General features: G+C 37.6%; 19 protein-coding genes. 14 read left to right on the forward strand and 5 right to left on the reverse strand.

From position 1 onward, the window contains the following. Positions 1–163: 163 nt before the first annotated feature. The 3 genes from LMB56_RS08905 to hisS all read left to right on the forward strand — a co-directional run bounded on the left by LMB56_RS08905 (position 164) and on the right by hisS (position 3,581). Complete coding sequence (locus LMB56_RS08905) at positions 164–784, forward strand: LVIS_2131 family protein (protein WP_229279960.1); 621 nt, start codon at positions 164–166, stop codon at positions 782–784. A gap of 1 nt (position 785) precedes the next feature. Continuing rightward, positions 786–1,982, forward strand: coding sequence for an MDR family MFS transporter (locus LMB56_RS08910; RefSeq protein ID WP_229284070.1), 1,197 nt, complete (start codon positions 786–788; stop codon positions 1,980–1,982). Between the two features lie 321 nt (positions 1,983–2,303). Then, the gene (gene hisS / locus LMB56_RS08915) at positions 2,304–3,581 is read left to right on the forward strand and encodes a histidine--tRNA ligase (protein ID WP_003669340.1); all 1,278 of its coding nucleotides are present in this window, start codon (positions 2,304–2,306) and stop codon (positions 3,579–3,581) included. A 118-nt stretch (positions 3,582–3,699) separates the two neighbouring features. Here hisS and LMB56_RS08920 read toward each other — a convergent pair whose 3' ends face one another. The 3 genes from LMB56_RS08920 to LMB56_RS08930 form a co-directional block, all read right to left on the reverse strand. Next, positions 3,700–4,194, reverse strand: coding sequence for a helix-turn-helix domain-containing protein (locus LMB56_RS08920; RefSeq protein ID WP_153701055.1), 495 nt, complete (start codon positions 4,192–4,194; stop codon positions 3,700–3,702). A gap of 103 nt (positions 4,195–4,297) precedes the next feature. Further along, complete coding sequence (locus LMB56_RS08925; protein ID WP_229284071.1) at positions 4,298–4,936, reverse strand: NAD(P)H-hydrate epimerase; 639 nt, start codon at positions 4,934–4,936, stop codon at positions 4,298–4,300. A 197-nt stretch (positions 4,937–5,133) separates the two neighbouring features. Beyond that, on the reverse strand, positions 5,134–6,519 hold the full coding sequence (locus LMB56_RS08930; RefSeq protein ID WP_229284072.1) for a L,D-transpeptidase family protein: 1,386 nt from the start codon (positions 6,517–6,519) through the stop codon (positions 5,134–5,136). Positions 6,520–7,035: 516 nt separating this feature from the next. Between LMB56_RS08930 and LMB56_RS08935 the strand changes: the two genes are divergently transcribed. Then, positions 7,036–7,692: a L,D-transpeptidase gene (locus tag LMB56_RS08935; protein ID WP_019253184.1), complete on the forward strand. Its 657-nt coding sequence runs from the start codon at positions 7,036–7,038 to the stop codon at positions 7,690–7,692. Positions 7,693–7,890: 198 nt separating this feature from the next. Here LMB56_RS08935 and LMB56_RS08940 read toward each other — a convergent pair whose 3' ends face one another. Continuing rightward, positions 7,891–8,472, reverse strand: coding sequence for a hypothetical protein (locus tag LMB56_RS08940; protein WP_229284073.1), 582 nt, complete (start codon positions 8,470–8,472; stop codon positions 7,891–7,893). 70 nt (positions 8,473–8,542) lie between these two features. Here LMB56_RS08940 and LMB56_RS08945 point away from each other — a divergent pair, with 70 nt between their 5' ends. Further along, positions 8,543–9,754, forward strand: coding sequence for a D-alanyl-D-alanine carboxypeptidase family protein (locus tag LMB56_RS08945; RefSeq protein WP_003675327.1), 1,212 nt, complete (start codon positions 8,543–8,545; stop codon positions 9,752–9,754). Positions 9,755–9,821: 67 nt separating this feature from the next. Further along, positions 9,822–10,676: an alpha/beta hydrolase gene (locus tag LMB56_RS08950; protein WP_229284074.1), complete on the forward strand. Its 855-nt coding sequence runs from the start codon at positions 9,822–9,824 to the stop codon at positions 10,674–10,676. 41 nt (positions 10,677–10,717) lie between these two features. Here LMB56_RS08950 and LMB56_RS08955 read toward each other — a convergent pair whose 3' ends face one another. Beyond that, complete coding sequence (locus LMB56_RS08955; RefSeq protein WP_229284075.1) at positions 10,718–11,839, reverse strand: glycerol dehydrogenase; 1,122 nt, start codon at positions 11,837–11,839, stop codon at positions 10,718–10,720. Between the two features lie 427 nt (positions 11,840–12,266). On the opposite strand from LMB56_RS08955, the gene LMB56_RS08960 reads away from it, so the two are divergent. The 8 genes from LMB56_RS08960 to LMB56_RS08995 are packed head-to-tail and all read left to right on the forward strand — an operon-like array spanning position 12,267 to position 19,464. Next, positions 12,267–13,481 carry an MFS transporter gene (locus LMB56_RS08960; protein ID WP_229284076.1) on the forward strand — a complete coding sequence of 405 codons (1,215 nt, stop codon included), beginning with the start codon at positions 12,267–12,269 and terminating at the stop codon, positions 13,479–13,481. Next, positions 13,468–14,340, forward strand: coding sequence for a shikimate dehydrogenase (locus LMB56_RS08965; protein ID WP_229284077.1), 873 nt, complete (start codon positions 13,468–13,470; stop codon positions 14,338–14,340). Before LMB56_RS08960 ends, LMB56_RS08965 begins: the two co-directional genes overlap by 14 nt. A gap of 6 nt (positions 14,341–14,346) precedes the next feature. Beyond that, positions 14,347–15,102, forward strand: coding sequence for a type I 3-dehydroquinate dehydratase (gene aroD / locus LMB56_RS08970; RefSeq protein WP_229284078.1), 756 nt, complete (start codon positions 14,347–14,349; stop codon positions 15,100–15,102). A gap of 11 nt (positions 15,103–15,113) precedes the next feature. Beyond that, positions 15,114–15,386: a chorismate mutase gene (locus tag LMB56_RS08975; RefSeq protein ID WP_229284079.1), complete on the forward strand. Its 273-nt coding sequence runs from the start codon at positions 15,114–15,116 to the stop codon at positions 15,384–15,386. 5 nt (positions 15,387–15,391) lie between these two features. After that, entirely contained in the window at positions 15,392–16,564 is a 1,173-nt protein-coding gene (gene aroC / locus LMB56_RS08980; protein ID WP_229284080.1) for a chorismate synthase, read from the forward strand. Further along, on the forward strand, positions 16,564–17,115 hold the full coding sequence (locus LMB56_RS08985; RefSeq protein WP_229284081.1) for a type 2 periplasmic-binding domain-containing protein: 552 nt from the start codon (positions 16,564–16,566) through the stop codon (positions 17,113–17,115). The genes aroC and LMB56_RS08985 overlap by 1 nt, the downstream gene beginning before the upstream one ends. Next, on the forward strand, positions 17,093–18,385 hold the full coding sequence (aroA, locus tag LMB56_RS08990; RefSeq protein WP_229284082.1) for a 3-phosphoshikimate 1-carboxyvinyltransferase: 1,293 nt from the start codon (positions 17,093–17,095) through the stop codon (positions 18,383–18,385). The genes LMB56_RS08985 and aroA overlap by 23 nt, the downstream gene beginning before the upstream one ends. A 2-nt stretch (positions 18,386–18,387) precedes the next feature. Further along, entirely contained in the window at positions 18,388–19,464 is a 1,077-nt protein-coding gene (locus LMB56_RS08995; protein ID WP_229273020.1) for a prephenate dehydrogenase, read from the forward strand. Positions 19,465–19,466: the final 2 nt, after the last annotated feature.

Here is a 19,466-nt window from a genome sequence, read left to right on the forward strand (position 1 = left end):
ATCAAGACACAGTTTGTTACCAAAAATTAGTTTAGCACAGTTTGAACTTATCCTTGTAGTTATTTTATTAAATTTATTCGTTTGTTATTAAGATTTAACGACAAGTGGATCAATTTGTGTGATAATCATAGTAAATAATTTAGAGAATGGAGTATTGAAAATTATGAGTTGGAATTGGCTAGGATGGCTATCGTGGATATGTGCAATTGTCTTTTTTTGTTATGTAATCCATTATATCCGTGTTAAACAATTAATGCTGATTGCGAAGACAAAAAAAGTATTTAAATTAAACTTAGTGATTCGTTATGTGATCTTATTAGTTGTCTCGCTATGTTGGCTCGGGGGGATGTCATATCTCACATTTTTCCGTCCAGTTGATATTAATAATCATCAACAAACACAGACTTCAACCACTTATCGCCCACTTCAAATGGGAAATAGTTCAGATGACTTCTATTATGTTTTAGCGACTCGTAGTAAAAGCGGCAAACATCCAATTGTGTCATATACTTACTGGGCTGGAAATGATAAATACACAACAAATTCACGGTATGGATCAGTTGCTGATGGATCACGGATAGTTACCTTAGATGCGAGTGCTTTGCCATGGGATAAAAAGCAATTAGAAAAAGAGGATGCCAAGACAGGACATGCTTTTGCAGCGGTAATGGATGTAAAGTATAAAAATACGGTTATTAATGGTTTAGGATTAAAAGCAAATCATAGTGCTGTAACCTATACGCTCTTACGTGTACCTTCCTCTGATATGGTATCTGAACGTTAAAATGGAACAGCAAACAGTAAAATTAAAATGGGTTGCCCTTGCAAGTCTGTTAAACAACACTGGGGCAGCTTTTTTATGGCCGCTTACAACTATGTATCTTCATAATTACCTTGGACAAACTTTGACAACTGCTGGCTTTGTAATGTTAATAATGTCAATTGCCATGATGATGGGAAATTATTTAGGAGGATGGTTGTTTGACCATTGGAAGCAATATCAAACAGCCATTTTAGGAGTTAGTCTATCAACGCTAGCGATATTCTTATTGATCTTTATTCATGGTTGGCCTTGGTATGCTGTCCTAATTACGATTAATAGTTTTGGTGATGGAATCAATGCCACGATTGTTAATTCTTATGGGACGTTGGTTAGCGATCATTCTTCCCGCTATGTTTTTAATTATATTTATATGGCCTTTAATATTGGGGTTGTGATTGGAACGTTGCTGGTTGGCGTTCTTCTGCCGATTAGTGTAGTGGTAGTTTTTGCTGTAGCAACAATCTTTTATGCCTTGTTAATGTTAGTAGTAGTTTTAACATTTAATGTGGCTGTAGATGCAATTAAAGATAATTCAGAGATACAAGCACACTATCATGCTTCCCGCCAATTACATTCGCGATGGATCATCTTAGTTTGGTTTATCCTCATAAACTATATTACGGTTCATTTAAGTTACTCTTTATGGGAAAGTGTAATGGCAGTCCATATGACAAACATGGGGATCCCATTCTATGCCTATAGTATGTTATGGACATTAAATGGGGTGTTAATTATTATCGGCCAACCACTTGTTAATAAGTTAAGTCCCTATGTTCGGTTATCGACTCAAATTATTGTGGGAATCTTTATTTTTGCCTTATCCTTCCTCTTATTAATTTTTGCCAGGACCCTGACAGCTTTTGTTATTGATTTTGTAATCTTAACAATTGGTGAAATGACCAGTTTTGCTGGCTTGCCTGCTTGGATTGCGCAACTGACTAATGTTGATGAAGCTGGGCATTACCAGGGACTGCTTAATATTATGATGTCGGTTGGACGGGCAATTGGTCCATTGTACGGTGGATTTGTCATTGAAAAAGGAAGTTATCAATTTTTGTTTATTTCAGTCTTTTGTCTAATGACCGGTACTTTGATTATTATCTGTCTTTATTTATGGCATTTACACCGAGTTCAGCGACGGCTTAATTTGGATAAATGATACCCAAAATCTGTAAGCTATGGTAAAATCACTAATGTATTATAAAAGCATTGACGTAGAAACAAAGTGCCTGTGTAATTGACAGAGACCCAGTTGAGCTGAGAGCTGGGAGCAGACATGATCCACCTCTACTAGCTGAAAGGATGAATTTTAGTAGTCTGTTCCGGTGATTCCGTTATCATCAGGAGTTAACGCAACTCCATGAGGCAGTGACTGTGAGGTTACTGTAAAATAGAGGTGGAACAGTGATGAATATCGCCCTCTAAGGCTGTTAAAGTCTTAGAGGGCTTTTGTTTTTATACGTAACGAAAGGGGAAACATATGGATTATCAAAAGCCAAAGGGAACTGCAGATATCTTACCAGGAACTACAAGCATTTGGGAAAAAGTAGAACAAAATGCGCGCGAAGTTTTTAACCAGTTTGGATACCGTGGAATTCGAACACCGATGTTTGAAGACTACCATGTTTTTTCACGGAATGTGGGCGATACTTCAGATATTGTTGAAAAAGAAATGTACGATTTCCATGATAAGGGTGATCGGCATATTGCATTACGTCCAGAGGGAACAGCTGGAGTAGTACGGGCTTACGTAGAAAATAAGCTCTATGGTCCAGAATATCCTAAACCTTATAAAGTTTATTACATGGGGCCAATGTTCCGGTATGAACGACCACAATCAGGGCGGCAACGTGAATTTCATCAAATTGGGGTTGAAGCATTAAACAATGAGTCACCACAGATTGATGTGGAAGTTATTTCAATGGCAATGGCTCTCTTTAAGAAATTTGGAGTGCCAAATGTTAAATTAGTTATTAATACTCTTGGGGATAAGAAGGTTCGTGAAGATTACCGTGAAGCATTAATTAACTACTTGAAGCCTCACTATGATGAATTGAGTAAAGACTCTCAAGAACGTTTATATAAGAATCCATTGCGTGTGCTTGATAGTAAAGATGAAGGTGATAAGAAGATTGTTGCAGAAGCTCCATCAATCCTTGATTACCTTGATGAAGAATCACAAGCTTACTTTGACGAAGTGCAGGCTTTATTAAATAAATTAGGAATTGATTTTGAAATTGATACCAATATGGTGCGGGGACTAGATTACTATAACCATACTATTTTTGAAATTATGTCAGACTCACCAGTATTTGGTGGTGGGTACACGACTGTTTGTGCAGGGGGCCGTTATAATGGGTTGATTAGCCAGCTTGGTGGTCCTGAAGAAGGTGGAATTGGCTTCGGAATGGGTGTTGAACGATTAATGCTCTTACTCCAAGAAGAAAATCCTGCATTTGCTCCTCAAGACCAATTAGACGTCTTCTTTGCTAGTGCAGATCAGCAAGGAGATGAAATGGCATTTGAAGTCCTCAGTAAAATTCGTCAGCAAGGAATTGTGGCTGACAAAGATTACAGCGGGGTAAAAGTTGGTAAGCAGATCAAAGAAGCTTTCCGTCGTAATGCGAAGTACTTTGCAGTGTTTGGTGCTCGTGAAGTTGAAGAAGGAACTTTCCAACTAAAGAATGCTGCTACTAAGGATGCAACAACTATTAAAGTGAGCGATTTTGTAGCAAATCCGGCAGAATATTTGAAATAACTAAAATAAACGCAAGCGGGAAAGTGCCTTTCTGATAAGGCTTGACGCCATTAAAAAAGCAGCGGCTAAGAGATCATAGCAAATTCTCTTAGTCGCTGTTTTTTGATCGGATACCATTTTAACGGCAAATATTGCCAAGGGCGTTGTAATTTACGTCGCGGTTCGCATAATCCTCAGTTAGCTTATTTACGAGCCGGTCTAATTCTCGTTGTTCATTTTCACTTAATGTGTGGTAAGCAGCTTCAGCAATCTTGTCACGACGCTTTAGCAAATTATCAGCAACTTCGATACCTTCAGTGTTAAGCTGAATTTTATAGTCTTCCTCGTTAATTGGGGTGGTAGTTGCCAAATTGTTTGTTACTAATGCCTTGGTAGCATCTTCAAGGTCACTTGGCCGGTAATCGAAGTCGTAAATTAGTTGTTTGCTAGTTAAACCGTCATCATGTTTACGTAAAATCCGGAGAAGACGGTGGAAATTGTGACGATCAGGAAAACCTGGTAAGCAATAATCACCATGACGTTCTTCTTCAATGTGTACTTGACACTTTAACATTGATTGGTATTTTTCAAAATTTTTAACATCTATAAATAATTTGGTTGTTAACTCTGACATATTATTTACCTCCAAATTAGTTCACTGAAACGTTCGTCACTTATTATAATAATATTAATATTCAGTGATTAATAGTAAAACGGCTCGGTAAATAATATTCCAATCAATCTATTGCATAGGTTCCCATATCATTTGCAACGACAACATTTCCTGCGTAATCTTTTCCGTCATTCTTGGTTAAGCCGACCTTATTATAGGCAAAAGTTACGGTTGTAGTAGCTCTGACAGCAGTTCCCATTACTTCTCCAGTATCAGTATTAACTCCTGATGGCATATCTACTGCAACGACAACTGCATCAGTGTTATTGATCGCATTAATCGCGTCGGCATAAGCTCCTTTTACTGCGCGATCGATTCCGATTCCAAACATGGCATCGACAATTAATGTTGCCTTATTAAGGACAGCGAGATCAGAAGTTTCAGGAATTTGATAATAGTGCGCGATCTTTTCTTGTGTTTGATGTTCAGCAGATGCATGCTTAGGATTACCTATATTGAGGATTGTTACATGGACACCAGCAATATGAAGCAAGCGTGCAATGGCTATTCCGTCCCTGCCATTGTTTCCACTGCCAGCTACCACTACCACATCTTTTAGCGCAATCGGAAAAGCATGTAAAATTTCATCGCGAACGGCTAAGGCAGCCCGTTCCATTAACACAAGGGAAGGGATACCAATTGTATTAATGGTGTAAGAATCGTAATGTCGCATTTCTTCTGCAGTAACAATTTTATCAGTCATAATCTAAGCCTCCTAAGGTTAAGATACATTTTTACTGTACCACTATTTTAGAATTATGAGGTGCAAAGGGAAATTTTTTACGTATATATTAATTAAGAGAATAAAAAGTAAGCTAGCTTGCGAGTTTTTCACCACAGTCCAGTTAGGTGTTCTTTTAAAATAATAAAGAGGCTGGGGGTTCCCAACCTCTTAGAGTATTAATAAATAATAACAGGTTCATTTTGCTTTAAATCATGGAAGGCTTGACCAGCCACGCTTGGTTGCATATTAATACAACCGTGCGAACCATCGCTTAGGTAAGCAGTCTTGGACCAATTGTGACGCCAACTTGCATCGTGGAAGCCACATCCTGTTAAAGTAAACGGCGACCAATAATTAACTTTACTTGCATAACTTGATCCATCATCGTTTTGTCCACGGAGAACGGAAGGGCTTTGTTGGTACATGATATACCAGACTCCCTTTGGCGTTTTGTTGCCTTCATTATTAGTTCCACTAACGATATCTGTTTCAAGGACACATTTACCATCTTTGTAGAAATAAGCTCGTTGGTCAGCTAATGAAACCTCAGCATAAGTGTCGCCAATACCATTATTGGATGTAACATTGTAGCCGAGTCCAGCAGTGTTATAGCCTTTTCCTTCAATATCGTGCTCCCCATCAACTTCTTGGCGACCATCGATAATTGCCTTAGTTAATGAATTACCAGCTTTTTTCTCGCTAATTTTCCAACCATAGGAACCATTAGCTGTAGTGGTAATTTCTGCTCCAGAATGGGTTTTAAATTTAAATGGTTTATCAAGAGTTGCATGTTTTTCATTGATTTTCTTTACTTGTTTATTTAAGGCCGTAGTGTCGAAATGATATTTGCCACTTTGATAAGTTGCCCGGGTAATAATTTGATTGGTAGTGAAGCTATACTTTTCATTTTGAACAAGGTAAGTAACTTTCTTCCCTTTTAACTTATTTAACTGTTTTTCCTCGTTCTTAACGGTTTTGCTATTTGCCGTAATTGGCTGTTCCTTATGTAAAGTAATATTAATTTTAGTACTTCCTGCTTGATTGTTTAGTTGATTAACAGCATTTTGTAAATCATATTTATTACCCTTAACTGCAGGAACTATGGAAACTTTCTCATTTTGGTAGACCGCGTAAGCATCAACGGGAGCTTTACGACCTGTATTGAGCTGCTGTACCTTGTTAGTTAATTTGTTTTTAGCAATATTAAGCGAATCTTGATCAAAATTATCTGGCTTTATTGATAAGTTTGTTGCTTTATGAGATGGGAAAAATGTAAACTGTTTTTTCAGTGCTTGATTAAATTTTTGTTCATCATTATTGCTAAAGTTAGCCTTCATGGATTTAGTTTGGTAAACTAGCTTATTGTCAACGTATATCTTGGTTGCTCCTGAGGTCCCCTTTACCTTCTCAAAAGCTTGCTTGGCTGTTAGTCCCCCAACAGCAACATTATTGATGGTTACGTTTTTATTGAAATGATTTTTCTGGTGAACAGTCATCCCCGCAATCATTATAATTAATAATGCTCCTATTCCTGCTATCCAGTATTTAATATATGAATGCATTGTACCTTCCTCAAATCGAAAATAAATAATTACGTTCCTATCTTAGCACGGAAAATTGATAACTCAATAAAGAATTTATAAAGTTACCGTGTTCTTAAATAGCGATCAATACCATCTAAAAGGAACTTAAAAAACAAACAAATATTTAATAGCAGAAATACTTTAAAAAAGATCCGCCAATTAATTATTTTTAATGAAAAGTGAAAAAGATCGTAAACAATAACTAAAAGAATAAAAAGGATGTTGGCTCGTAAAATATCCTTTGACCATTTATGGTTGATGGTATACGACCAAATATTTGATATGAATGAAAAAAATGATGTCATAGTAGAATCCTCACGGTTATTACGCAAGATTTGCATAAATGATAGCAACAATAAAGAAAAAGATAGCAGTTAAGTATGAAACTTTAAGATTATCTCGCATTTTGTACACCTTTTTTAAAGTATATTGAATAAAAAATTTCCTATAATTATAATAGTGATGTTTTGAATTATCTGTAAAGGAGAAATTAATTTGAACTTACGAGTAAAGCATTGGATTTATGGAATATTTTGCTTATTAGTAGCAATAATTGCAATTGGTCCAGAATTACATGCTGCTTCAAATGCACATCCCAAAAAAGCAGTAGTTGAATCGCAAGTAAAAGAAAAGCCAACACAAGAAAAGGAAATCGATAATAGTGAAAGTCATATGAGAACCCCAATTGATTGGCATAAGTCCTCGGAAACAGTTCCGTATCCAGATTTGAATAAAGTGAAGGACTTTTGGATTAAAGTTGATTTAAAAAATAATCGGACATATTTGTATGATGGTTCAAAGGTCATTTACACAATGTATAGCACAGGTGGAATTTATAAAAAGGATCCAAAAACTGGTAAGCTGAAAAGCGCGACCCCGACAGGGACATTTTATGCTCAACAAGAGCGAGGAGATAGCTTTTTTAATCAATCGTTGAAAGAGGGAGCTAATTACTACGTTTCTTGGAAGAATCATGGAGAATACTTGTTCCATAGTGTTCCCACTAAAGCAGATGGAAAATATAATGAACAAGAAGCTGCTAAACTTGGAAAAACACAGGGTTCTCACGGGTGTATTCGGCTTTCAGTGCCAGACGCTCAATGGATGGAAAAGAATTTGCCAGTCGGTACTAAGATTGAGATTGTCGGCTAATTGTGTAACGCTAAAATCTTAAAGATAATCAAGAGTAGATCAATTATTAGAAAGAAGAAAATTATTTGAGTGATTGAAATTTTGATTAATGGGATGAAGTACGTAAGAAGATTATAAAAGCTAATTATAATTAGCAAAATAAGATTACTTCCAAGTAAGTGATTAAAAAACCGTCCATATTTTAGGCGTGAAATCATATTAATAGTCCTCCTTAACTATTAAGGGTGTGTTTTCAGGTAAAGTTTGCAGCCATTTAGCATCAGGGGTTGACACCTGAATAGTGTTTTCAACTTTGGGTGCTTTTCGTAGATTACGTGGGACCTGATGATTATTCATATCTGTAACGGGGGTTTCAATGTAGTTCCCACCATTAACGCCTAACCAGTTTTTAGCGATGGCTTGCTGGGAACCATTAATGTGATAGATTTGCTGCCCCCGAGCATGAAGTAAGCGAAAAGAATTTTTTTGTGCTGGTAAGTTAATTTGTGCGTGGATGATGTAAATAACTTGTCGCTTATTTGAGTTGATAACTAGGATTCTTTTTGCTTGTTTGATGGCGACCAATTCAATAGGAGCGTTATCGATCTTAGGGTATGCCCAATTTTCAGAGGAACGGTGGATATTAGGGGCACGAAGCCGATTTTGATTGAGAATTTGACTTGTTTTGCTAGCTTGGGGAATAAATCTAGCAGCATTATATGTATAAAGATTAAAAATTAGAACAAAAATAAGGAATAGGCCAGTTGAGATGAAAAGCAGAGATTTAAGTTCTTTATTCATAATGAATTCCTTTATTATTTATTATTAAGTTTATCTTACCGTACTTGGAGAAAATAGGAGAATAGATTTTATGAAAAAATTGACAGTTTTTATTTTATCTCTATTCATGATGCTAATGGTGGGAAGTCAATCCGTATTAGCAAATAATCGAATTGATGCTTCTGCAGCGATCATGGCTGATGCTTCAACAGGGCAAATTATCTATAAGCAAAATGTAGATAAGGCTCTTCCAGTGGCCTCAATTACAAAATTATTAACTATTTTGGTAATAGAAGATGAAATCCAACAGAAGCAACTCTCATGGGATACTCAAGTAAAAATAACTCCTGAAATTGCGGCTATTTCTAATGATGCTGCTTATTCTTCAATCGGACTAAAATCTGGTCAATCTTATTCAGTTCGGACATTAATCAATGCAGCTCTTGTAAAGTCAGCTGATGGAGCTACCGTCGCACTTGCAACTGCTACCGGGGATGGGACCGATGAATTTAATCTTAAAATGATGCAAAAAGCCAAAAAAATTGGAATGACTAAGACAAATATTGTTAATTCAGTTGGATTAGACAATGGAGATATGAAAAGTTTTAAGTTAGCTGATCTTCCTAACAATGCTGCTAATACGATGAGTGCACGTGATGTTGCCATTTTATCGCAATACTTTGTAAAACATTATCCAGAACTTTTGCAAATTACAGCACAAAAAGAAGTAAAATTTCAAATAGCGAAAGATCAAGTTAAGACTGAAAAAAATCTTAATAAGATGTTACCGGGAGAACAGTACGCTGTAAAAGGGGTAACGATTGATGGCTTGAAGACGGGGACTTCTGACAGTGCGGGAGCTTGTTTTGCAAGTACAGGTAAGTATCAAGGACATCGTATCATTACTGTTATCTTACATTCAAAAGGGAGCAATAAAGACAACCGATTTAAGGCTACTCAGAATTTATATAAGATCCTTAAAACAGAGGACCATTTACAAAAAATAAAAGTTCCATCATCAGTAACAACACGTAAAGTAGCTAATGGTGTTGAAAAAACAATGAAACTCACGCCACAACAAGTAACTATTTGGAGTCCGTATGATACAAAAACGGACTATACAATTGGAACACAATATAAAAAGAAAAAATTAGAAGCACCTATTTGGAAAGGTGAACGTGTCGGCAGTTTAAGGATAACGAGTGATCAGTTAGAAACGCTTAATGGGGAACCATTAACTTACTCTTTATATAGTGCTAATGATGTTCGCCGTGGGAACTTTTGGCAACGTCTCCTGCATTAAAATAAGTTTTGACTGCATTATTGTTCTTAGGCTTATAATCTAAGTAAACAAAAAAGCGGGTGAAATTATGAAAAAAAGCCATATTGGGATTGGTGTAGTGATAGTAATTGTTATCCTGGCAATAATTGGTGGGGCAGTTTGGCGTCAGCAAAAACATAGTAAGTATGTGCAATCAACAACGCCAACGCTATTTTTCCATGGTGGAGGTAGTAGTTATCATGCAGAAGAACACATGGTAAACGCTGCTAAAAAAGCCGGGGTAACGAGCACAGTCCTGCGAGCTGATGTTGCTAATAACGGGAAAGTTACCCTTCATGGTTCAATGCATAAAGGGGCCATCAATCCAATTGTTGAGGTGAATTATGATAACAATAGACAGTTGGATTTTAATAAGCATGGTGAATATGCGACAAATGTTGTAAAGGCATTACAGAAACGCTATCGCATAACTAAGATTAATATGGTTGGTCATTCCCTGGGAAATATTTCGATTATTTACTATATGCTGCAAAACGGTAAAAAGCAGAATATGCCTCAATTACAAAAACAGGTTGATATCGCAGGTCATTTTGCGGGATTGAATTTTAAACAGGTACCTGCTGCTATCCAGCAGCCAGTTGGAATGAAATTAAATAAAGACGGAAAACCAAATGAAATGAACGCTACATATCGTCAAATGACAGAAGTACGGCAAACTTATCCGAAAGGTCAAGTAGCTGTTCTTAATATTATTGGTGATGTTGGTAATCATTCAGACGGTACTGTTGATAATGTATCTTCATTGTCACTTAAGTATCTAGTGGCTGCTCGGGCAAAGTCATATCGTGTTCTAAAAATAACAGGAAAAGATGCTCAACATTCGAAACTTCATAATAATGCTCAAGTTGATAAGGCATTAATTAATTTCTTATGGGGTAAATAACAAAAAAATCAGACGCAGAAAAATTCCGCGTCTGATTTTTATTACATTTGGCTATGATGACAATGGTGACTATTTAAATATTGTTTAGTATATGCATCAACTGCTCGTAATGCTTGAGCCACGTCATCTGGTGTTACCTTAAATGGCAAACGATCCATGGTATCTTGTTCTGAACAGGCGGCTTTTCCAGCATTGAGCAATTCTTCATCAGTGACATTTTCTAAATGTAGATCAGCAAGAGTAGTTGGTAGACCTAAAGAAAGAATAAATTGGAAGTACTTGTTATAGCGTTCCTGGTCAGCGCCTTCCAACATTAATTGTGTTAAGGTACCGTATGCGACCTTTTCACCGTGTGTTAAATCATGAGTCTCTTCTAAAATTGTTAAGCCATCATGAATAGCGTGGGCACCAGATAGACCACCACTTTCAAAACCGAGACCGCTCATTAGCGTATTTGCTTCAACGATATTAGAAAATGCTGGTGTAACGACATGCGCTTCTGCATCAGCTACAGCTAGGTGTGAGTAATTAAATAATGTTTCTTCACACTTCTGAGCGATTGCATTTCCAACAAGGGTTTGTTTTTCACCAAGCATTGTATCGCTATTAGCTTTGGCAACTGCTTGTGCTTCAACATTAGTAGCTAAAGCATCAGCAATTCCGGAAATTAGCATCCGAACAGGACCATTAGCGATAACTTGTGTATCAACTAAGACCAAGTCAGGATTTTGGTTGTAGAAACGATAATGGTCAAATCCACCGTCATCAGTATAAATTACTGAGAGACGTGAACAAGGTGCATCATTTGAAGCCAATGTTGGCATAATTACAACGGGTAGATGGAGATTGTCGGCAATTGCTTTGGCGGTATCAACTGTTTTACCCCCACCAAGACCATAAACGACGGTTACATTATTTTCTTTACCAATTTCTGTGACCCGGTTTACTTCGTTAGTGGATGATTCACCATTAAATTGAACACAGGTAACATCATAACCACTTTCTTGAAGATACTGTTCAAAACGCTTACCTACAATTTTATAGACGGTTTCGCCAGCCAATAATAATGGTTTTGTGCCAAAGTTTTTAAGATACTTATCACTTTCAAAAAGGACACCTTTTCCTTGAATGTAAGACGATGGTGAGCCAAATTCTTCAACCATAAAAATCCCTCCATTATTCTTTGTGTATAAGTTAACAATATCACTTTTAATGAATTATAGAAATACCATATTTTTATTAAATTTAAATTAAATATTGACTTTAAATCATTAGAATGTTTTAATGATAGTCAATAATTAGACGGAAAGGAAGATTTCTGATGATCTCATTATCATTAACTACAAAGAAATACTATTTCAACTTTGCTTACTTTAGGTAGGTCCGTACTGTTTAGGTGCGGACTGAGACGTTCGAACCTAAGCAGAGTTGAGTTAATGATGCTTTGCTAGGTATTAATCTAGTGAAGCGAGATATTCAGAATTCCTGTATATAATTACAACACTTAATGTTGTTCAAAGCGCTAACTAGATTGATTGAGTCTCAGATCTAGTTAGCGCTTTTTAATATTGTTAAAGGGAGAGAAAAGACATGGAAATACCAGTTGCAAACTCACAGATTAATAAACGTCGTCTGTCATTAAGCCTTTATATGAATTATTTGATTCATGGTTTCGGAATCATTATTTTGGCACAAAACATGGTTGCTCTTAGTGGTGCCTGGCAAGTGCCAATAAAAACAGTTTCTTTTGTTATTTCAGGAATTGGAATTGGACGGTTGATTGCTTATTTAATAACTGGAACATTAGCGGATATATTTAGTCGAAAATTATTCGTATTTATTGGAATGGTCTGCTATTTGCTCTTTTCCCTGGGGATGGTAATGACGCACAATATTCCTATGGCTTACGGTCTAGCGATTTTAGCAGGGATTGCTAATTCAGCGTTGGATGCAGGAACGTACACAACTTTAGTAGAAATGAATAATGGTAAAGGTTACGATACGATTTTAATTAAAGGCTTTGTTTCGATTGGCGAATTTATCTTACCGTTAATTGTTGCGACTTTATCGGCCAACAATTTGTGGTTTGGTTGGTCCTTTATTGTGATGGCAGTGCTGATTATTGCAAATATGATTAACATGAGCACCATTAAATTCCCGAAAATTCAACGCGTGACAATTCGCCAACAACAAATGGCTAGTCAGTCTCCGAAGTCGATTAGAAAAAGAATTGCCACAATCCTTCTGCTAGGATATGGATACTCGTCAATGGCTGTAATGATTTGGTTTACCCAGTGGATTACCCTCTTTGCACAAAAGTCTTTAAGATACAACGATCTTGCTGCCCATACCCTCTTATCGCTTTATAGTGTTGGCTCAATTGTAGGAGTAATTACTTTATTTATTTTATTAAAGCGGAATGTTAGTGAAATGACTTTATTGGTCAGCTTGAATTTAATTGCAGTTATTGCATTACTCATTATCTTAACTGCGGGGAATAATATTAACCTTGTTAGTGTTGCAAGTCTAATATTTGGCTTTAGTGCTGCTGGTGGAATTATGCAAACCGGATTAACAGTTTTCATGAACCTCTACCCACACCATCGTGGAATGGCAACTGGAGCATTTTACTTTTTTGGTAGTATTGCATCCTTCACAGTTCCACTAATTACAGGAATTTTATCAGCGCATAGTATTGAATTAGCATTTGCTGGGGACTTGGCAGTTGCAGTTGGAGGAACGATTTTAATGGTTATTTTGGCTTTATTAAATACAAAGGAGAAGATTAATAATGGAACGAATTGATGGACACACAATTTTAATTGGACTAATGGCAACACCAATCAGGCACTCAATGTCACCAACAATGCATAATAATGCTTTTGCAAAACTAGGCTTAAATTATGCCTACCTTGCTTTTGAAGTAGGTAATGATCAGTTGGCAGATGCAGTACAGGCGATTCGCACGCTTGATATGCGCGGATCGAATGTTTCGATGCCAAATAAACAAAAGATTTTACCGTTATTAGATAAGTTATCGCCAGCAGCTGAGATGGCTAGAGCGGTGAATACTGTTGTAAATGATAATGGAGTGTTGACTGGCTACACTACTGATGGGATTGGATTTATGAAATCACTGGCAGATGAGGGCTTAGATATTTGCGGGAAGAAAATGGTCCTAACTGGCGCTGGTGGTGCAGGAACGCCAATTGCCATTCAGGCAGCATTAGATGGAGTAAAAGAGATTGCGATTTTTAATCGCCAGGATATCCAATGGCAACAGGCCAAAAAGAATGTTGAAATGATTAATTCGCAGACAAAATGTCAGGCCACGTTACACCATTTAGAGGATCGCGATGATTTTAAATCTGAGTTAGCAACTGCTGATATTTATTGTGATTCAACCGGGGTGGGAATGAAACCGTTGGAAAAGATGACTCTTGTTGAGGATCCGACATGGTTTCACGAAGATATGATTGTTTATGATACAGTTTATGCTCCCCGAGAAACAAGACTCATGAAAGTTGCTAAAGAAGCTGGCGTTAAACACGTCCTAAATGGTTTAGGAATGATGCTTGAGCAAGGGGCAGAAGCTTTTAAACTGTGGACGGGAGAAGAGATGCCAGTTGAATATATTCATCAGCTACTATTTGACGAGGAGTGAGGTTGGATGCGGACAGTTAAGATAAACGAACTTGAAATCGGTGCAGGTAAACCAAAAATTGCAGTTCCCTTAATAGAAGCGACGACAGAAGCATTAATTAATACGGCAAAACAGGTATGTCAAGAACCGATTGACATGATTGAATGGCGTTTGGATTTTTTTACTAATATCCATAGCATTGAGGCAATTCTTAAAACTGCCCGCCAGTTACGCCGGATTTTGGACAATCGACCGTTATTAGTTACGTTAAGAACAAAAGATGAAGGTGGCAATTACCAGCCACAGATTGCTGAATATACAAATATTTACCAAGAATTAATAAAAAGTCATTTAGTTGATTTAATTGATATTGAAGTTTTGCAGCCGACAACAGTAATACGACCGTTAGTTCAGCTAGCACATGAAGAACAAGTGAAAATTATTATGAGTAATCACGATTTTTGCAAAACACCGCCTGCAACTGTTTTGCAAGCACGCATTGAACAAATGACAAATTTTGGTGCTGACATTGCTAAATTTGCGGTTATGCCACAGTCACGGGAGGACTTATTAACAATTTTGAATGTTAGTATTCAGCATGCAAATTTGGCAGATGGGATCCCATTGGTTGCGATTGGTATGGGGCACCAAGGAAAAATTATCCGGATTGGTGGCGAAGTTTTTGGCTCCTGCATTAGTTTTGGTGCAGTTGGCAAATCTTCTGCCCCAGGTCAAATAGCAGTAGCTGAATTAAATGAAATTTTAGATATATTACATGAGTAAGGAGCATTTAGATGGAAGATTTAGCGATAAGTCGAAAGAAAATTAACGAACTCGATCAACAGTTGGTGAAACTTCTTGAAGAGCGTTTTAGCGTTGTAATAGAGATAAATAATTATAAGACTAAACATGATTTACCGGTGTTTGATGCTAAACGTGAACAACAGGTGCTAGCGAAAGTGGCAGAATTAGCTGACGATTCCGCTATTCTCCCCTATCTTCAAAAAATTTATCAAGAAATTATGCATTGTTCACGAGAATATCAAAAAAATCAACGAAAGGATTGAACTATATGCATTACATTACAGCAGGAGAATCACATGGACCGCAATTAACAGGAATTATTGAAGGAATCCCCGCTGGCTTAACAATTAATGTTGAGAAAATTAATCAAGCGCTTATAAGCCGTCAAGGAGGATATGGCCGTGGAAATCGACAAAAGATTGAACATGATCAAGTCGAAATAGTTGGTGGCTTACGGCATGGCGTAACACTTGGTTCACCGATTGCGTTAAGTATAAAAAATCGTGATCATGCGCACTGGTCTGAGATTATGAATCCAACTAGTCCGGCAACACCAGTCAACACTGTTCGGCGTGTCGAACATCCCCGCCCTGGACATGCTGATTTAGTTGGGGGGATGAAATATCGTCATCGCGACTTACGTAATGTTCTTGAACGCTCTTCTGCACGAGAGACAGCGATACGGGTAGCAATCGGAAATGTTTGTGAACAACTATTGGCAGCCCTTGATATTCACATAATTGGCTATGTTCAGCAAGTCGGATCAGTAAAAATTAATGCAGATGTTCCTCAAAAGCTAACAGTTCCCCAAATAAAAAGACAAGTAGAGAGTAATGATTTGCGAATTCTTAATTACGATAAAGTTTCGTTAATCCATGACTTGATTGATCAAACCAAGCGTAAGGGAGATACGCTTGGGGGTATTATTCAGGTAATAGTTGAGAATATTCCTGCTGGCTTAGGAAGCTATGTTAGCTGGAACACTAAATTAGATGCTAAATTAGCAGGTGCTGTTATGGGAGTTAACGCAATTAAAGGTGTTAGCTTTGGTGATGGTTTTAATGACGCTGAAAATTTGGGCAGTCAGGTAATGGATGAAATAAGTTATGACTCTACCAATGGTTTTTCACGACTTACTAATCATCTTGGTGGTTTTGAAGGCGGAATGACGAATGGGATGCCGATTATTATTAATGCGGCAATGAAGCCAATTCCAACTCTCTATAAACCATTGCAAACGGTAGATATAAATACTAAGGAACCATTAAAAGCAAATGTTGAGCGTTCAGATACGACGGCAATTGTTCCAGCATCAATTGTTGTTGAAAATGTTGTAGCAATTGAATTAGCAAAAGCAATAACGGATACGTTTGAATCTTCAAATATTAAGCGGCTTAAAGCTGAAATCAATCGTTATCGACAAGAATTGGTGGAATACTAATGATTATTCATACACTGGGACCCAGAGAAACAGATAGTTATCAAGCAGCCGTAACTTATATTCGTAAGCGAAAACTTAACGCCGAAATTATATTACATCCTAGTTTTGAAGAGATATATCGACAGCTTGAACAGTTAAGAGATGATTATTTAATTATTCCCGCGGCGTTTCGCAACCAGCAAGGAGACAGTTGGGGTGACTTACATTACCGCTATATTAAACAGTTAAACTTGGTTGATAGTTTAGTGACAGAGTTAGATCCATTGGTATTGTTGCAACGGGAAAAGACGAGTTCGTTAGTTGCTTATACCCATGCGGCCACAATAGAGTTGGTGCGAGAAAGTGTTGACGAACAGGTAAAGATTGTAACAGTTTCGAGCAAGTACGTGGCTTATCGACAATTTATAAATAATGGACGGTATGTATTAACTAGTAGGAAGTTTATTCGCTTAATGAGTGGGGTAAAGGTTAAAAAGGAATATGCTACTCAGATGCTTTGGGGAGTTTACCAAATAGGAGGAAGAAGAGATGAGAACGCTACTACCAGCTAAAAACGGATTACATGGTACTTTGATGGTTCCGGGCGATAAGAGTATCTCGCATCGGGCGATCATGCTAGGAGCAATTAGCCATGGTGACACGACGATTCATCACTTTCTTAATGGAGAAGATTGCCTTTCAACGATTCAGGCTTTTAGAGAGCTGGGGGTTGTAATTGAACAGGTGGATGATGATGTATTAGTTCATGGACAAGGATTTAAGGGATTGAAGCAAGCAAGAAGGCCATTAAATATGGGCAATTCTGGAACAACCACTCGCTTGATGATGGGAATTTTAGCGGGAACTGACTTCACAACAACTTTAATCGGTGATTCCTCACTTCAAAGACGACCGATGAAGCGAGTAAGTCAACCATTAGAGGTGTTTGGCGGAGAGATAGAACTAACCTCCAATGGAACACTACCCGCGAAGATTATCGGTCATCCTTTACACCATGCCGAGTACCATATGACTGTTGCTAGTGCTCAAGTTAAGAGTGCTTTGATTTTTGCGGCTTTGCAGGCAGACGGAAAATCAACAATTATTGAAAAGTTGCCCACCAGAAACCATACAGAGGTTATGCTCCAACAATTTGGTGCCGAAATTATGACGAGCAATGCCCGTACCATCTCAGTAACTCCTCATCCGCATTTAACAGGACAAGTAGTCGAAGTACCAGGTGATATTTCTTCAGCGGCCTTCTTTCTTGTTGCGGGGACAATTATTCCCAATTCAAAATTGACGTTACAGCACGTTAACCTTAACCCAACCCGCACTGGAATTATTCAAGTTTTACGTAAAATGGGAGCTGATTTATCGATCGAAGAATTGCCAACGGAAGGCGAACCTTTAGGCAATATTACCGTTAAAAGCAGTGAACTACGGCCAATTAATATTGGACCAACGATGATTCCGAGCTTAATTGATGAATTACCACTGGTTGCCTTGCTAGCTGCTTGTGCTAGTGGACAGAGTAAGATTACTGGTGCAGAGGAATTACGGGTAAAAGAAACTGATCGAATTAAGACTGTTGTTGAAGAACTACGTAAATTAGGAGTCCATGTAAAGGAATTAAGAGATGGCATGATTATTGATGGGCAACCAACATGGCAAGTTCGTAATTCCCAATTAGCGAGTCATGGCGATCATCGAATTGGAATGATGAATGCTGTTGCGGCCTTAAAAGCAAGTAATGAGTTAACGCTAATCGGTGAAGAGGCAATCAATGTTTCATATCCAGACTTCTTTAATGATTTGGAAACCTTAGCAGGGAGGAATTAAAAGTGGAAACAGTTTTTATTAAAGGACTGGGATTAATTGGTAGTTCATTAGCTCGTGCAATTAAGCAAACCCATCCCCAAATACAAATTATCGCAAGCGATATCGATGAAGAAGCCTTGCAATATGCAAAAGTGAATAAAATTATTGATCGAGGCGTAATTGATATGAAGGGAAGCGAACAGGCTGATTACATCATTTTAGCAAGTCCGGTTTCACAAATTATTAAAGATATTGACACGTTAACTAAGCAGAAATTAAAGGTGGGAGTCATTATTACAGATGTTGGCAGTACTAAGCAAACAGTAATGCAGGCAGCGAAGGCTTTAACGCGGCGTGGTGTGACTTTTATCGGTGGTCACCCCATGGCTGGATCGCATAAATCTGGTGTTCAGGCAGGACGGGCTGATTTAATTGAGAATGCTTATTATTTTTTATTACCTGCAAAGCAAACTACTGATCTTTCAAAGTTAATTGATCTGCTTAGGGGAACAAACGCTAAGTGGCTTCAAATAACGCCAGCACAACATGACAAAATTGTAGCGCAACTCAGTCATGTTCCTCATATTATTGCAGCAGAATTAGTTAACCAAACACAGCAAACGTTTAAAGATGAACCGGTTGGAATGCGGGTCGCTGCAGGGGGCTTCAAATCGGTAACGCGAATTGCTGCATCTGACCCAACGATGTGGAGTGCGATATTGCTTAATAACAAGAAATTAATTTTGAAACAATTGAGAAGCTACATTGCTGGGCTAGAAAAAATTGACGGCTTGATTGAAGAAGAGAATCGGCCAGCATTATTTGATTTCTTTCAGCAGGCTAAAGTAAGACGAGAAAGTTTAAACACGTCAGCTCGTGCACCATTTTATGATTTATTTCTTAATATTCCAGATAAGACTGGGGAGATTGCAAAGGTGACGGGGATCCTGGCTAAACAAAACATATCACTTATTAACATTCAAATTTTAGAAGTTCGTGAAGATATTAATGGGATTTTGCAATTGGTATTTAGTACGGCAGCAGCTTGTGACAAGGCAGCTCGTATTTTAGCAAACGAGTATGAAATAGTAACGAGGTGAAA

Origin of the sequence: Limosilactobacillus reuteri, from assembly GCF_020785355.1 — a bacterium.
Lineage (GTDB): Bacteria > Bacillota > Bacilli > Lactobacillales > Lactobacillaceae > Limosilactobacillus > Limosilactobacillus reuteri_I.

Coding starts and splice junctions, on each gene's coding strand:
- LMB56_RS08905 (WP_229279960.1), top strand. CDS start 164: ATGAGTTGGAATTGGCTAGGATGGCTATCGTGGATATGTGCAATTGTC.
- LMB56_RS08910 (WP_229284070.1), top strand. CDS start 786: ATGGAACAGCAAACAGTAAAATTAAAATGGGTTGCCCTTGCAAGTCTG.
- hisS (WP_003669340.1), top strand. CDS start 2,304: ATGGATTATCAAAAGCCAAAGGGAACTGCAGATATCTTACCAGGAACT.
- LMB56_RS08920 (WP_153701055.1), bottom strand. CDS start 4,194: ATGTCAGAGTTAACAACCAAATTATTTATAGATGTTAAAAATTTTGAA.
- LMB56_RS08925 (WP_229284071.1), bottom strand. CDS start 4,936: ATGACTGATAAAATTGTTACTGCAGAAGAAATGCGACATTACGATTCT.
- LMB56_RS08930 (WP_229284072.1), bottom strand. CDS start 6,519: ATGCATTCATATATTAAATACTGGATAGCAGGAATAGGAGCATTATTA.
- LMB56_RS08940 (WP_229284073.1), bottom strand. CDS start 8,472: ATGAATAAAGAACTTAAATCTCTGCTTTTCATCTCAACTGGCCTATTC.
- LMB56_RS08945 (WP_003675327.1), top strand. CDS start 8,543: ATGAAAAAATTGACAGTTTTTATTTTATCTCTATTCATGATGCTAATG.
- LMB56_RS08950 (WP_229284074.1), top strand. CDS start 9,822: ATGAAAAAAAGCCATATTGGGATTGGTGTAGTGATAGTAATTGTTATC.
- LMB56_RS08955 (WP_229284075.1), bottom strand. CDS start 11,839: ATGGTTGAAGAATTTGGCTCACCATCGTCTTACATTCAAGGAAAAGGT.
- LMB56_RS08960 (WP_229284076.1), top strand. CDS start 12,267: ATGGAAATACCAGTTGCAAACTCACAGATTAATAAACGTCGTCTGTCA.
- LMB56_RS08965 (WP_229284077.1), top strand. CDS start 13,468: ATGGAACGAATTGATGGACACACAATTTTAATTGGACTAATGGCAACA.
- aroD (WP_229284078.1), top strand. CDS start 14,347: ATGCGGACAGTTAAGATAAACGAACTTGAAATCGGTGCAGGTAAACCA.
- LMB56_RS08975 (WP_229284079.1), top strand. CDS start 15,114: ATGGAAGATTTAGCGATAAGTCGAAAGAAAATTAACGAACTCGATCAA.
- aroC (WP_229284080.1), top strand. CDS start 15,392: ATGCATTACATTACAGCAGGAGAATCACATGGACCGCAATTAACAGGA.
- LMB56_RS08985 (WP_229284081.1), top strand. CDS start 16,564: ATGATTATTCATACACTGGGACCCAGAGAAACAGATAGTTATCAAGCA.
- aroA (WP_229284082.1), top strand. CDS start 17,093: ATGAGAACGCTACTACCAGCTAAAAACGGATTACATGGTACTTTGATG.